We start from the raw sequence: 14,325 nt of genomic DNA on the forward strand, positions 1-14,325 counted from the left end.
GCGATTACTACCTCGCTACCCTGGTTCCGTGACTGCTGCCGAGGCACGTGCGAGCTTCCGGTCCGGTCTGGTCACTCCGACCGCCGGCATGGCTCCCGGCCACACCCAGGCCAACCTCATCGCCGTGCCCGCCGACTGGGCGTACGACGTGCTGCTGTTCGCGCAGCGGAACCCCAAGCCCTGCCCCGTCCTCGACGTCACCGACGCCGGCGTTCCCCACACCGCGCTGGCCCCCGGCGCCGATCTCCGTACCGACCTGCCCGCCTACCGCGTGTGGGTTGACGGCTCTTTGACGGCGGAATGCCCCGATGCCAGCGAGTTCTGGCGTGACGACCTCGTCGCCGTGCTCATCGGCTGCAGCTTCACCTTCGAGTCCGCTCTGACGGCCGCCGGCATTCCCCTTCGGGGTTCCAACGTCCCCATGTACGTCACCAACCGGTCTTGCCGCCCCACTCCCCGCCTTCGCGGGCCGCTCGTCGTCTCCATGCGGCCCATCCCCGCGGAACTGGTCGCCAGGGCGGTCGAGGTGACTCGACTGATGCCCGCGGTACATGGGGCGCCGGTGCATGTCGGTGATCCGTCGGAGCTGGGCATCACCGACCTCTCCCGCCCGGATTTCGGTATCTCGGTTGAGATTCGGCCGGGTGAGGTCCCCGTGTTCTGGGCCTGCGGCGTCACCCCTCAGGCCGCCGTGATGGCATCCAAGCCGCCGTTCGCCATCACCCACGCACCCGGCCACATGTTCATCACCGACGCCCTCGACACCGACTACCGGATCTGAAGAAGGAGGCCCCGGAACTGAGTTCCGGAGGCGACTCACTCAAGTCACTCGATGACACGGTCAGCGAACTCGTGAGCCTTTCAGAGCATGGGGACTTCGAGGGCATCAGGGAAGTGGTCGAGGAGGTTCACGATGCCGTCCACACGATGCTTGCCTCGTACGAGATCATGATGCGTACACATGACCTGAAGCTTCCGTACACAACGGACGACTAGCGAACGCTGCCCGGTGGACAAGAGGACCGCAAGGCGAACGACGGCGGCCGTCTACCGAGTCCGCAGTCGGGGCTTGCCTTCCAGGTGGGACAGGCCGTTCCACGCCAGGTTGACCAGATGCGCGGCGACCTCGTCCTTCTTGGGCTTGCGAACCTCCAGCCACCATTGACCGGTCAGCGCGACCATCCCCACCAAAGCCTGGGCGTACAGGGCGGCGAGCTTGGGGTCGTAGCCACGGGCGTCGAAGTGCAGGCCGAGGATGTGCTCGACCTGGGAGGCGATGTCGTTCAACAAACTCGAGAAGGTGCCGGTGGCGCTGGCGACGGGGGAATCGCGGACCATGATGCGGAAGCCGTCGCTGGAGCCCTCGATGTAGTTGAGCAGGGCGCGGGCGGCCTTCTCGAGGAGCTCACGGGGATGCCCGCCGCCGACGCCCAACGCCGTCACCACGGAGTCGAGCAGGTACTGCATCTCCCGGTCGACGACGACGGCGTAGATGCCCTCCTTGCCGCCGAAGTGCTCGTACACGACGGGCTTGGAAACGCCGGCCCGGTGGGCGATCTCCTCGATGGAGGTGCCGTCGAAGCCCTTTTCGGCGAACAGCTCCCTGGCCACGTCGAGCAGCTGCTGCCGGCGCTCCTTGCCGGTCATCCGCACGCGCGTCACAGGGGCGACGCCGTCCGCGTCGCCCCTGCTGTCACGTGTCCTGCGCCGGGCGGCCATGGGCAGCCACGATATGTCACCTACTTGGCGACGCTGATCCTGGCCAGCCGCTGCGGGCTCGGCCAGCGCACGTTCCACGCCCAGCCGAGCTTCTCGAACAGCCAGATGGTCCGCGCCGAGATGTCGATCTGTCCCCGCTGCACGCCGTGCCGGGCGGAGGTGGGGTCGGCGTGGTGCAGGTTGTGCCACGACTCGCCGAACGACAGGATCGCCAGCGGCCAGAAGTTGGCGGACTTGTCCCGGGCGGCGAAGGGCCGCTCGCCGATCATGTGGCAGATGGAGTTCACCGACCACGTGACGTGGTGCAGCACGGCGACCCGGACGAGGCCGGCCCAGAAGAAGCCGGTCAGGACTCCCCACCAGGACCAGCTGATGAGGCCGCCGAGCGCGGCGGGCGCGAGCAGGCTGACGACGGTCCACACCGGGAACAACTTGTCCACTCGCTCCAGGTCCTGGTCGGCGACCAGGTCCGGCGCGAAACGGTCGCGGTTGGTCAGGTCACGCTCGTACAGCCAGCCCATGTGCGCGTGCCAGAAGCCCTTGGCGAGCGCGATCGGCCCGGTGCCGAACAGCCACGGCGAGTGCGGGTCGCCCTCACGGTCGGAGAAGGCGTGGTGCCGCCGGTGGTCGGCGACCCACTTGATCACAGAACCCTGCAGCGACATGCTGCCGGCGATGGCCAGCCCGACGCGCAGGCCGCGCTTGGCCTTGAAGGAGCCGTGCGTGAAGTAGCGGTGGTAACCCACCGTGACGCCCATGCCGCTGATGCAGAAGAACACCGCGCCGATCGCGATGTCCACCCAGCTCAGACCCCAGCCCCAGGCCAGCGGGACGGCGGCGACCAACGCGACGAATGGCACGATGGTGAAGATGTAGATGAGAGCCTGCTCGACGCGGCCGTGTTGGCCGTCCAGCATCGGCTTCGGCCCCCCGCCGGTTGCTTCCCTTGGCTTCTCCAGGGCTGTGGTCATACCGTGACTCCTCGCGGTCAGTTTAATTTGCTTGACTTAGGCGAACCTCGCCTACGGAACCGTAACTTACGCAAGCGTAGGTTGTACCGGCCGGGAATACCAGCCCCGAGCACGGACGTTCTATCCATCTTCACAGGATCGACAGGCGGTCAGCTCTCCGTGCCGACACAAGGTGTTCGCCGCTCCCGGGCCCTCCGGATCACCCTCGTCACGACGTCGATCGCGCTGGTCGTCGCCGTGCTCACGCTGCTCGGGATCGGCTGGTACTACAGCGGCCAGTTGCTCGATCCGACGCAGGCGCGACCCGGTTACCCGGACGTCTCACTGGGTCCAACGTCCGTGGGCGGTGTGAGTTCCGTCGCACTGCGAAAAGCGAGCGACACCACAGACGCCGGCACCTGGGCGCTGCTCTGGAACGGCGGCTACGCCCAGGTCGGCGAGGTCCTCACGGATCGTGACGGCCGGGTTGAGCGCCGGCTGCTCAAGGGCCAGGCGCCACCGGCCGGCACGCATGTCCGGTTCAGCCCGCAGATGTGGCCGGGTGACCCGAAATCCGCGCTGGGCCAGGATTTCCAGAACGTGGACGTGCCGACGGAGCTCGGGCCGGCGCCGGCCTGGCTCGTCCCCGGCGGCGACACCTGGGTGATCGCCATCCACGGCCGCGGCGGCACCCGGGAGGAGACGCTGCGAGCCATCCCACCTCTGCACCAGCTGGGCCTGTCGGTGCTGTCGATCACCTATCGCAACGACGCCGGCGCGCCCCGCTCCCCGGACGGCTTCTTCCACCTGGGCGACTCCGAGTGGCGGGACGTGGAGTCGGCCATGAAGTACGCGACGGGGCGCGGCGCCAGGCACTTCGTGCTCTACGGCTGGTCGATGGGCGGCGCGATCGCCGAACAGGTGCTGGTCCAGTCGCCGCTGGCCGACAAGGTCGACGCCGTCGTGCTGGACGCGCCGGCGGTCAGCTGGGGCAAGACGCTGGTGCTGCAGGCCGAGGACCGCGGCCTGCCGCTGACCGGCCTGCTGACCTGGGACGCGGAACTGGTGTCGGGCTGGCGCAGCGGCATCGACTTCGGCCGGATGGAGCTGGCCGACGCGCCGCCCGCGCACAAGCCGCCGACCCTGCTCTTCCACGGCTCGGTCGACACCACCGTTCCCGTGCAGGCCTCACGTGATCTCGCCGCCGCGGCGGGCCGGCTCGGCTGGCCGATCACCTACGTGGAGGTGCCCGGGGCGGAGCACACCGCCGCCTGGAACGTGGACCCGAGCGGCTACGAGCGTCATCTCAGGGACTTCTTGGGTGGTCGCCCTGACCTGACGAGGTGAGACGTGACAACATGGGGGCACACACAGTCCGCTGTGGTGTAACGGCAGCACCTTGGATTTTGGTTCCAATGGTTCAGGTTCGAATCCTGGCAGCGGAGCGATCGAGAAGGAGTCGAAGCTGCACGAGGACACGGTCGACCAGCACGAGGACGGCGCCCCGGCGCTGGCCGAGATGTCGGACGCTTGGCTGGTCGGGCGTGCCCGCGAGCTGGCGATGTCCTCGGGCGGCGACGTCGAGGGCCAGTCCGACGCCGTGGTCGCCGAGGCCGACCGCCTGCTGGCCGAGGCGCAACGTCGGGGCGAGCCTCGCATGGTCGCCCAGGTGCTGCGGACGAGCTGCCTGGTGCGGCTGTCCGGGGCGCACTCGCCGAACGAGACCGACCCGCTGCTCGACGAGATGATCGCGCACACCCGCCGGCACGGCCTGACCGTGATGGAGGCGGGCGCGCACGCGCTGCGCGGCCGCCGGTTCTTCCTCGGCGGTTACGAGGACGAGGCGCTCACCTCCGCGGCGCGGGCGCTGGCCATCCTCGACGAGGACCTCACCCCGGACACGCTGATCGGCGTCCGGTCGTGGACCCGGCTGCTGTCCGCGGTGCTGGTGGACATCGGCCAGCTGCTCAGCCAGCTCGGCGTGTACGAGATCGCGGCCGGCGTGTTCAACCGGGCCGGCGCGGCGATCCGCGGCGACGGCGGCCCGTACGAGATCGCCGAGCACATGATCAACCAGACCCGACTGCTGCTGGGTTGGGGCCTGCGGCTGGAGCGGGTCGGCCAGTACGACAAGGCGGCGGAGAAGTTCCTCACGGCCTCCGCCATCGCCGCCGCGGCCGAGATGCCGTGGCGCAACTCGCAGCCGACCCGGCTGTCCGAGGCCCCGGCCGCCGACCAGCTGCCGGTGGTGGGCGCCGCACACGCGCTGGCCCGGCCCGGCGCCGAGCACATCGACCGGCTGCGCTCGCTCGGCGACATCGCCGCCTCGCCCCGTGAACTGATCATGGTGTCCATCGCGCTGGCCCGCTGCCTGGAACGCGAGGACCGCTTCTCCGAGGCGATCCACGTGCTGGCCGGCGCGGCCGACCGGCTGCTCAACGACACCACCGAGAACACGCTCCGGCTGTGCCTGATGCGCGAGTTCGCCCGACTGTCCGGTTCGGAGCAGACCGAGGTCGGCGCGAACGCCCTCGAGCAGTACGCCACCGAGCTCGAGCACGAGATGTGGCAGATGGGCGAGTCCAAGGTGACGAGCCTGCAGACCCGCCGCGAGCACGAGCGGCTGTCCCGTGAGCACGGCGCGATCTCGCAGCAGGCGCTGCAGGACCCGCTGACCGGGCTGCCCAACCGCCGCGCCCTCGACGAGCGGCTGGAGGCCCTGGTCGCCGCGCCCGGCGAGCAGCCGCTGGCGGTCGCGCTCGTCGACCTGGACGGGTTCAAGGGCGTGAACGACCGCGCCTCGCACGCCGAGGGCGACGACGTGTTGCGGGTGATCGCCAGCACGCTGCGCAGTGCCGTCCGCGGCGACGACATGGTGGCCCGCTACGGCGGCGACGAGTTCGTCGTGCTGCTGCCCGGCGCCCCGCTGAGCGCGGCCGAGGCGGCGCTGGGCCGGGCCGTGGACGCCGTCGCCCGGCTGCCCATGGACCTGTCCCGCGGTGTGACGCTGTCGATCGGCGTCATCTCGCTGCGTCCACAGGAGAGCGCCGCCCAGGCCCTGGCCCGTGCGGACGCGGCCATGTATCTGGCCAAGCGTGGCGGCGGCAACGGCGTCGCGGCCGTGGCCGGGGACACTGTGAGTGAGCCCAACAGCCGGTCGGCCGTGGCGGTGGAGGGCGCACCGTAGGATCGTCGTCATCCAAGGCGTCGACTCCTAGGGAGCAGGTCCATGCCTCAGGGCGGACAGGTCAGCACCATCGTGCTCGCGGCGGGTGAGGGAACCCGGATGCGCTCGGCGACACCGAAGGTGCTGCACCGGATCGCCGGCCGAGCACTCGTCGAGCACGCGGTGCGGGCCGCCGTCGGCGTGGACCCCGACCACCTCGTCGTGGTCGTCGGGCACGGCCGGCAGGCCGTCGCCGAGTACCTGGACGGGCTCTCCGGCGACCTCGACCGCAAGATCACCGTTGCGGTGCAGGAGGAACAGCGCGGCACCGGGCACGCCGTCGGCTGCGCGCTGGCCGCGCTGCCCGAGGTGGAGACCGGCACCACCGTCGTCACCTACGGCGACGTGCCGCTGCTGGACGGCGAGACGCTCACCCAGCTGCTGGCCGAGCACCACTCGGCCGGCAACGCCGTGACGGTGCTCACCGCCGTGGTGCCCGAGCCGCACGGCTACGGCCGGATCGTGCGCGACAGCGACGGCAACGTGCTGGAGATCGTCGAGCAGAAGGACGCCACGCCGGAGCAGGCGGCCATCACCGAGATCAACTCGGGCATCTACGTCTTCGACACCGCCGTGCTGCGGGACGGGCTGTCCCGGCTGACCACCGACAACGCGCAGGGCGAGCTGTACCTGACCGACGTGCTGGCCATCGCCCGCCGCGACGGCCGCCCGGTCGGCGCCCTGATCTGCGCCGACGAGTGGCTGGTCGAGGGCGTCAACGACCGCGTGCAGCTGGCCCGGCTCGGCGCCGAGTTCAACCGGCGGCTGGTGGAGAGCTGGATGCGGGCCGGCGTCACCATGGTCGACCCGGCCACGGTCTGGCTGGACGCGGACGTCGCGCTGGCCCGGGACGTGCTCATCGAGCCGAACGTGCAGCTGCGCGCCGGCACCGCGGTGTACGAGGGCGCGGTCGTCGGCCCGGACACCACGCTGAGCAACTGCGTGGTCGGGGCGGGCGCGAAGGTCGTGCGCACGCACGGCTCGGACTCCGAGATCGGCGAGCGGGCCAGCGTCGGCCCCTTCGCGTACCTGCGGCCGGGCGCGAAGCTGGGCACCGCCGGCAAGATCGGCACCTTCGTCGAGGTGAAGAACTCCGAGATCGGCGACGGCAGCAAGGTGCCGCACCTGACCTACGTGGGCGACGCCACCATCGGCGAGCAGAGCAACATCGGCGCCGCGTCGGTGTTCGTCAACTACGACGGCGTGCGCAAGCACCGGACCGTGATCGGTTCGCATGCGCGCACCGGATCGGACACCATGTTCATCGCCCCCGTGACCGTCGGGGACGGCGCATACACCGCGGCCGGCTCGGTGATCACCCGCGACGTGCCGCCCGGCGCGCTCGCGGTGGCACGGGCGCCGCAGCGCAACGTCGAGGGCTGGGTCACCCGACGTCGCGAAGGCACCCCGGCGGCCGAGGCCGCCCACAAGGCACTCGCCGCCCAGCAGGACGGTGAGACAGGCACACCTGACCCGAAGGAGCAGTGACCGTGGCCTCCATCTCCGGAACTCCGAAGAAGAGCCTGATGCTCTTCAGCGGCCGCGCCTACCCGGAGCTCGCCGAGGAGGTCGCGAAGTACCTCGACGTCTCGGTGGTTCCGCAGGCCGCGTACGAGTTCGCGAACGGCGAGATCTTCGTGCGGTTCGAGGAGTCGGTCCGCGGCTGCGACGCCTTCGTCGTGCAGTGCCACAGCGCGCCCATCAACCAGTGGGTGATGGAGCAGCTGATCATGGTGGACGCCCTCAAGCGGGCCAGCGCCAAGCGCATCACCGTGATCATGCCGTTCTACCCGTACGCGCGGCAGGACAAGAAGCACCGCGGCCGCGAGCCGATCTCGGCCCGCCTGATCGCGGACCTGTTCAAGACCGCGGGCGCCGACCGGATCATGACCGTCGACCTGCACACCGCGCAGATCCAGGGCTTCTTCGACGGACCGGTCGACCACCTGTGGGCGATGGCGCTGCTGGCCGAGCACGTGCGGACCAAGTACGGCACCGAGCCGCTGACCGTCGTCTCGCCGGACTCCGGGCGCACCAAGCTGGCCGAGAAGTGGGCCGACATGCTGGACGGCTGCCCGATCGCGTTCATCCACAAGACCCGTGACCCGCTCAAGCCCAACGAGGTCGTCGCCAACCGGGTCGTCGGCGAGGTGCGCGACCGGATGTGCGTGGTCATCGACGACATGGTGGACACCGGCGGCACCATCGTGAAGGCCGTCGAACAGCTGGTCGAGGCCGGCGCCAAGGGCGTCATCGTGGCCGCGACGCACGGCGTGCTGTCCGGCCCGGCGGTGGAGCGCCTGCAGAACAGCAGCGCCCGCGAGGTCGTGCTCACCAACACGCTGCCGATCCCGCCGGAGAAGCAGTTCGACAAGCTGACCGTGCTGTCCATCGCCCCCCTGCTGGCCCAGGCGATCCAGCAGGTCTTCGAGGACGGCTCCGTCACCAGCCTCTTCGACGGAAACGCGTAAGCACCTGTAAGGTAGGGGGCCGATTCGTCATCTGCGAATCGGCCCCCTACACTGTCTTGGTTGCCTCGGCGAGGGTCGTCCTCGTGGCTCCGTGATCGACGCGGCGGCGTGGTTGCCGCGCGCTGTTCATGGGTCCGCGCGCCCCCGTCGCCGCAGGCCGCTTCCCCACCCCGAACCTGAGAGCTACAAGGAGTACCCCACCGTGTCCGAGGTACGTCTCGCCGCCGAGTCGCGCACCGAGTTCGGCAAGGGCGCGGCCCGCCGCACCCGTCGTTCCGGCAAGATCCCCGCGGTGCTGTACGGCCACGGTTCCGACCCGAAGCACCTGGCCCTGCCGGCGCTGGAGTTCGCCCGTGTGGTCCGTGAGCACGGCACCAACGCCGTCCTGTCGCTGGAGCTGAACGGCGGCAGCGAGCTGGCGCTGACCAAGACCGTCACCACGCACCCGATCAAGAACTACATCGAGCACGTCGACCTGCTGCTGGTGCAGCGGGGCGAGAAGGTCACCATCGACGTGCCGGTGACGCTGGTCGGCGACGCCGCCCCGGCCACCCTGGTCACCCAGGAGCTGTCCACCATCCAGGTCGAGGCCGACGCCCTCAACCTGCCCGAGCACGTCGAGGTCTCGGTGGAGGGCAAGGAGGCCGGCATCCAGATCCACGCCGCCGACATCGAGCTGCCCGCCGGCACCACGCTGGTCACCGACGGCGAGGCGCTGGTCGCCGCCATCAACGCCGCGCCGACCGCCGCGCAGCTGGACGGCGGCGAGGCCGGCGAGGCCGAGTCGGCCGACGACGAGAGCTGAGCCATCACGGCAGAGCACCGCGACGGCGCCCAGCCCCCTAACCACGGGGGCCGGGCGCCGTTCCCGCGTTCGGAGCCGATGCCACCGCCCACCCTCACGCCCGCCGACGTGCGGACCGTGCGGTTCGAGCGGGGGCCCGGCTACGACGTCGACGAGGTGGACGCGTTCCTCGCCCAGGTCGCGCAGGCGCTGACCGGGCGGGGCTCGCTCACCGCCGAGCAGGTCCGTGACGTGGTGTTCGCCTCACGCAAGCACGGTTACCGGCCTCGGGACGTGGACGCCTTCCTGGAGCGGGTGGAGCGGCAGTTGAGCACCGGCCGGGTCGCGTCGACGCGGCTGCGGACCGGGGCCGACCTGTTGGCCGTGCGGCTGCCGAAGGCCTCGCACGGCTATGATCCCGGCGAGGTGGAGGCGTTCCTCGCCCGGGCCGCCGCCACATTGGACGGCCGGGCCGCGATGACCGCGTCCGAGGTCTTCCACACCAGGTTCACCGGCACCACCGGGCTGCGCCGCGGGTACCGGGTGGCCGCCGTTGACGCCCTGTTGGACGAGTTGGAGCAGGAGTTGCGCTCGCGTGGACGGTAGCGACGTCGTTCTTGTCGTCGGGCTGGGCAATCCCGGCCCGCAGTATGCCGGCAACCGGCACAACATCGGCTTCCTCGTCGCCGACGAGCTCGCCGCCCGCGTCGGCGGCAAGTTCAAGGGACACCGCAGTGGCGCCGAGGTCGTCGAGGGGCGCCTGTCCGGCCGCCGGGTCGTCCTCGCCAAGCCCCGCTCGTTCATGAACCTCTCCGGCGGCCCCACCGTCGCCGCCGCCCGCTTCTACAAGGTCGCCCCGGCCGACGTCATCGTCGTGCACGACGAGCTCGACCTGCCCTTCGCCACCATCCGGCTCAAGCTCGGCGGCGGCGAGAACGGCCACAACGGTCTCCGCTCCATCTCCAAGTCCCTCGGCACCAAGGACTACCTCCGCGTCCGCTTCGGCATCGACCGGCCCTCCGGCCGCCAGGATCCCGCCGACTACGTCCTCAAGGACTTCTCCACGGTCGAGCGCAAGGAACTCCCCTTCGCCATCGACCGCTGCGCCGACGCCGTCGAGGCCCTCATCGGCAAGGGCCTGGAAGCCGCCCAGAACGCCTTCCACTGATCAACGGGCGGATCCCCGGGGCCGTGGGTAGCGTCGGCTGCCATGAGCCCCGAGGACGTCCGCGACATCACGTTCAGCCTGGCTTTGATGAGCAAGAACGCCTACGACGAGGCCGAGGTCGACGCCTTCCTCGACCGCATCGAGGCCACCCTCCGCGGCGAGGACTCCCTCACCGCGCGCGACCTGCGCGAGGTCGCCTTCACCCACCCCGGCCTCGGTCGCCGCGGGTACACAAAGGACGAAGTGGACAAGTTCCTCGACCAGGCCGCCGCCGCCCTGGAAGCCCGGTAGCGGCGCGGCGGGTCGCCGACGAAGCCGGGTGCGGGGTTTCCTTGCCCCGCACCCGGTTCCGCTCAGTCCTTGGCCAGCATCCTGGCGACCTGCTCGCCGGCGGCGGCGCGGCGGAGCTTGCCGGAGGGGGTCTTGGGCAGGTTGCCGGGCGGCAGCACGATCACGGCGTAGGGGCGGACGCCGGCGGCGTCCACGACCTTGGCGGCGACCTCGTCCTTGATCACCTTGACGGCCTCGGGATCGTTGGCACGGTTGGACTCCAGGGCGACGGCGAAGCGTTCGCGGCGGGTGCCGGCGTCGAGGCGGACGGCGACGGCGTTGCCGGCGCGGACGCCGTCGACGGAGGTGGCGGCGCGCTCGATGTCGGTGGGGTAGATGTTGCGCCCACCCATGATGATGACGTCCTTGCGCCGGCCGCAGACGACGACCTGACCGTCGATGAGGTAGCCCTCGTCGCCGGTGTCGAGCCAGCCGTGTTCGTCCTGTGTGGACACCGGGCCGTTGACGGTGAGATAGCCCGGAGTCACGGACTCGCCGCGCAGCATGATCAGGCCGACCTCACGGTCGCCACGGACGTCGCCGTTCTCGTCGACAATCTTGATTTCCAGGCCGGGCAAGGGATATCCGAGCAGCGGGAAGGAGCGGGTCCTGCCATCGGTCGCGGGCACGGCCCGCTTGCCGGCCTCCAACTCGTCGGCGTCGATGACGTCGACGGCAAGCCCGTCGCCGGGGGCGGCGAAGGAGACGCCGAGCGTGGTCTCGGCCATTCCGTAGGCGCAGAGCACACACCCGGGGTTCATGCCGAAGCGCGCGCCGGCGTCGGTGAACGACTTCACCGCGGCGGAGTCGATGGGTTCCGCGCCGTTCAAGGCGATCCGCAGCCGCGACAGGTCGTACTTGCCGTCATCCTCCACAGAGGACAGTCGCCGGCCGGCGATGGCGTACGCGAAGTTCGGCGCGGCGGTGACGGTCCCGTGGTAGCGGCTGATCAGGTCGAACCAGAGCAGCGGGCCGCCGAGGAACTCGACCGGGCTGACCTTCACCAGCTCGATGCCGAAGGTCATCGGCAGCGTCAGGAATCCGACCATGCCCATGTCGTGGAACAGCGGCAGCCACGACACCATGGTGTCGGCCTCGAAGTCGAACTTGGACGCCGTGATCATCGCCGTCATGTTCGCCATCAGGTTGCGGTGCGTGATCCGCACCGCCTTCGGGTCCGCTGTGGAGCCGCTGGTCAGCTGCAGCAGCGCGGTGGCGTCCTCGTCGACGTGGACCGGCTCGGACAGGGGCTCGCCGGCCAGGTCGGTCAGCTTCCGGTACGTGATGCCGTGCTCGTCGAGCACCCCGGACAGCGCGTCGAAGGGGCTGCCGAGCAGCACCAGGCCGGCCTCGATCATGCCGAGCACCTTCAGCGTGTCCTGGGCCCATTCGCCGAGGTCGGTGCGCGGGGTCGGCTGGTGCAGCATCGTGACGCTGCCCCCGGCCAGCCAGACGGCCTGCACGGCCGGCGCGATCACTGCCGGGTCGGCCGCCAGCACGGCGACCGCGGTGCCCGGGCGCAGGCCGCCCGCCACCAGCCCGCCGGCCAGCTCGGTCGCGGTCACGTGCACCTCGGCCCACGTCCGGCGCAGCGGCGCGTGCGGCTCGCCGGTGATGAACCCCTTGTCGCGGCCACCGGTCCCGGTGGCCCGCAACGTGTCGACGAACTTGCTCATGCCACGGAGCCTAGGCTGTACTTTCGCCGCGCGTGCCGCGCGGGGCGAGGCCGCTCGTGACCGGCGCCTTCCCTGGCCGGATTTCGCCCGCCGCATCAGCCACGTGGTGGGGCACGTCGAGTGGCGGCGACCGAAATCCGGCGACGGTCCAGGCACCGGCGCGGCCTCGCGGACTCCACAGCTCATTCGGCGGCGTCGGCGGCGAGCATCCACTGCTCCTCGATCTCGTCCTTCTCGGCGAGGACGGTGCGCAGCTCGGCGTCGAGGGCCAGCAGCCTGTCCGGATCGGTCGCCGCCTCGGCCAGCTTGGCGTGCAGCTCCCCCTCCTTCTTGGTCAGCACGTCCAGCCGCCGCTCCAGCCGGGCCAGCTCCTTGCGGGCGGCCCGCTGCTCGGCGGCGTCGCTGACCTTGGGCGCCGCGGGAGCGGCCGTCACCGCGGCAGCGGCCGCCAGCTGCTGGTCGCGGCGGCGCAGGTAGTCCTCGATGCCGCCGGTCAGGTCGGTGATGCCGCCCTCGCCGAACAGCGCCACCACCTGGTCGCAGACGCGTTCGATCAGGTACCGGTCGTGCGAGACGACGACCATGGTGCCCGGCCACGAGTCGAGCAGGTCCTCCAGCTGCTGCAGCGTGTCGATGTCCAGGTCGTTGGTGGGCTCGTCGAGCAGCAGCACGTTCGGCTCGGCCATCAGCAGCCGGGCCAGCTGCAGCCGCCGCCGCTCGCCGCCGGACAGGTCGGCCACCGGCGTCCACTGCTTGGCCTTGGTGAAGCCGAACTTCTCCGCCAGCTGCGACGCCGACAGCTCCACCTTGCCCAGCACCACCCGGCGGGCGACCTCCTCGACCGCCTCCAGCACCCTGAGCTCGCCCGGCAGGTCGTGCAGCTCCTGGGTGAGGTGCGCCAGCCGGACCGTCTGCCCCTGCACCCGCTTGCCGCTGTCCGGCTCGCGGTCGCCGGCCAGCAGCCGCAGCAGCGACGTCTTGCCCGAGCCGTTCACGCCGACCAGGCCGATCCGGTCGCCCGGCCCGATCCGCCACGTCACGTGGTCGAGCAGGGTGCGGTCGCCGAGCGTGAACGACACGTCCTCCAGCTCGATCACCGTGCGGCCGAGCCGGCGCTTCGCGAACGCCATCAGCTCGACCTTGTCCCGCGGCGGCGGCACGTCCGAGATGATCGCCTCGGCGTTCTCGATCCGGTACCGGGGCTTGGATGTTCGGGCCGGCGCGCCGCGGCGCAGCCAGGCCAGCTCCTTGCGGGCCAGGTTGCGGCGCTTCTCCTCCGCCGTGTCGGCCAGCCGCGCGCGCTCCGCCCGGGCGTACACCCAGTCCGCGTAGCCGCCCTCGTACTGCTCGACGTTCCCGCCCACGACTTCCCAGGTCCGGGTGCACACCGTGTCCAGGAACCACCGGTCGTGGGTCACGACCACGAGGGCGCTGCGCCGGGCCAGCAGGTGCTCGGCCAGCCATCGCACACCCTCGACGTCCAGGTGGTTCGTCGGCTCGTCCAACACCAGCAGGTCCAGCTCGCGGATCAACGCCGCCGCCAGCGCCACTCGGCGCCGCTCGCCACCCGACATCGTCGCCACCGGCGAGTCCAGGCCCAGCGCGGTGATCCCCAGGCCGTCGAGAATCGACCGGACCCGGGCGTCCGACGCCCACTCGTGCTCCGAGGCGTACCCGTGCGGATCCAGCACCGCCGCGCGCACCGTGTCCCCGATCAGTTCGGTGCGCTGCGTGACGACCGCCATCCGCAGGTCCCTCGTCTGGCTGACCCGTCCCTCGTCCGGCGGCTCCAGCCCGGTCAGCACCTCCAGAAGGGTGGTCTTCCCGCCGCCGTTCAGACCAACGACGCCGATGCGATCACCCTCGTTCACGCCCAGGGAAACGGCGTCGAGCAGCGCCTTCACGCCATAGGACTTGCTCACGGACTCGAGGTTGACCAGGTTCGCCACGCGAAAAGGGTACGTAACGGCGAAGTGGCCGCCGGTGATGCGTCTGGCACCA

14 protein-coding genes and 1 tRNA gene are annotated in these 14,325 nt (G+C 70.6%); 11 read left to right on the top strand and 4 right to left on the bottom strand.

Features of this window, described 5'->3' with window-relative positions; all coding sequences use genetic code 11:
* Positions 1-28: 28 nt before the first annotated feature.
* On the top strand, positions 29-781 hold the full coding sequence (locus BJ998_RS14860) for a putative hydro-lyase (protein ID WP_312890122.1): 753 nt from the start codon (positions 29-31) through the stop codon (positions 779-781).
* A 17-nt stretch (positions 782-798) separates the two neighbouring features.
* Complete coding sequence (locus BJ998_RS49555; RefSeq protein ID WP_376775999.1) at positions 799-996, top strand: DUF6959 family protein; 198 nt, start codon at positions 799-801, stop codon at positions 994-996.
* A gap of 51 nt (positions 997-1,047) precedes the next feature.
* Here the strand turns inward: BJ998_RS49555 and BJ998_RS14865 are convergent, their stop codons facing one another.
* Positions 1,048-1,647 (bottom strand): TetR/AcrR family transcriptional regulator, encoded by a 600-nt coding sequence (locus tag BJ998_RS14865; RefSeq protein ID WP_184868668.1) that lies wholly within the window; start codon positions 1,645-1,647, stop codon positions 1,048-1,050.
* A 92-nt stretch (positions 1,648-1,739) separates the two neighbouring features.
* Positions 1,740-2,690, bottom strand: coding sequence for an acyl-CoA desaturase (locus tag BJ998_RS14870; protein WP_184862165.1), 951 nt, complete (start codon positions 2,688-2,690; stop codon positions 1,740-1,742).
* A gap of 159 nt (positions 2,691-2,849) precedes the next feature.
* Here BJ998_RS14870 and BJ998_RS48620 point away from each other — a divergent pair, with 159 nt between their 5' ends.
* The 9 genes from BJ998_RS48620 to BJ998_RS14915 all read left to right on the top strand — a co-directional run bounded on the left by BJ998_RS48620 (position 2,850) and on the right by BJ998_RS14915 (position 10,609).
* Entirely contained in the window at positions 2,850-4,016 is a 1,167-nt protein-coding gene (locus BJ998_RS48620) for an alpha/beta hydrolase family protein (protein ID WP_184862167.1), read from the top strand.
* A gap of 27 nt (positions 4,017-4,043) precedes the next feature.
* Positions 4,044-4,114, top strand: a tRNA-Gln gene (locus BJ998_RS14880).
* Between the two features lie 74 nt (positions 4,115-4,188).
* Positions 4,189-5,856: a GGDEF domain-containing protein gene (locus BJ998_RS14885; RefSeq protein ID WP_184862169.1), complete on the top strand. Its 1,668-nt coding sequence runs from the start codon at positions 4,189-4,191 to the stop codon at positions 5,854-5,856.
* A 42-nt stretch (positions 5,857-5,898) separates the two neighbouring features.
* Positions 5,899-7,383: a bifunctional UDP-N-acetylglucosamine diphosphorylase/glucosamine-1-phosphate N-acetyltransferase GlmU gene (glmU, locus tag BJ998_RS14890; RefSeq protein ID WP_184862171.1), complete on the top strand. Its 1,485-nt coding sequence runs from the start codon at positions 5,899-5,901 to the stop codon at positions 7,381-7,383.
* A 2-nt stretch (positions 7,384-7,385) separates the two neighbouring features.
* On the top strand, positions 7,386-8,366 hold the full coding sequence (locus BJ998_RS14895; protein WP_184868669.1) for a ribose-phosphate diphosphokinase: 981 nt from the start codon (positions 7,386-7,388) through the stop codon (positions 8,364-8,366).
* Positions 8,367-8,568: 202 nt separating this feature from the next.
* Positions 8,569-9,171 (top strand): 50S ribosomal protein L25/general stress protein Ctc, encoded by a 603-nt coding sequence (locus BJ998_RS14900; RefSeq protein WP_184862173.1) that lies wholly within the window; start codon positions 8,569-8,571, stop codon positions 9,169-9,171.
* A gap of 78 nt (positions 9,172-9,249) precedes the next feature.
* Positions 9,250-9,756 (top strand): DivIVA domain-containing protein, encoded by a 507-nt coding sequence (locus tag BJ998_RS14905; RefSeq protein WP_184862175.1) that lies wholly within the window; start codon positions 9,250-9,252, stop codon positions 9,754-9,756.
* Entirely contained in the window at positions 9,746-10,318 is a 573-nt protein-coding gene (pth, locus tag BJ998_RS14910) for an aminoacyl-tRNA hydrolase (RefSeq protein WP_184862177.1), read from the top strand. The genes BJ998_RS14905 and pth overlap by 11 nt, the downstream gene beginning before the upstream one ends.
* Positions 10,319-10,360: 42 nt before the next feature.
* Positions 10,361-10,609: a DivIVA domain-containing protein gene (locus BJ998_RS14915; protein WP_184862179.1), complete on the top strand. Its 249-nt coding sequence runs from the start codon at positions 10,361-10,363 to the stop codon at positions 10,607-10,609.
* A 62-nt stretch (positions 10,610-10,671) separates the two neighbouring features.
* Here the strand turns inward: BJ998_RS14915 and BJ998_RS14920 are convergent, their stop codons facing one another.
* Together BJ998_RS14920 and BJ998_RS14925 are read right to left on the bottom strand one after the other, a co-directional pair.
* Complete coding sequence (locus BJ998_RS14920; protein ID WP_184862181.1) at positions 10,672-12,324, bottom strand: fatty acyl-AMP ligase; 1,653 nt, start codon at positions 12,322-12,324, stop codon at positions 10,672-10,674.
* Between the two features lie 182 nt (positions 12,325-12,506).
* A complete protein-coding gene (locus BJ998_RS14925; RefSeq protein ID WP_184862183.1) occupies positions 12,507-14,273 on the bottom strand; it encodes an ABC-F family ATP-binding cassette domain-containing protein in 1,767 nt (588 codons plus the stop codon).
* Between the last annotated feature and the right edge of the window lie 52 nt (positions 14,274-14,325).

Source organism: Kutzneria kofuensis, assembly GCF_014203355.1.
In the GTDB taxonomy this organism is placed as follows: Bacteria; Actinomycetota; Actinomycetes; order Mycobacteriales; family Pseudonocardiaceae; genus Kutzneria; species Kutzneria kofuensis.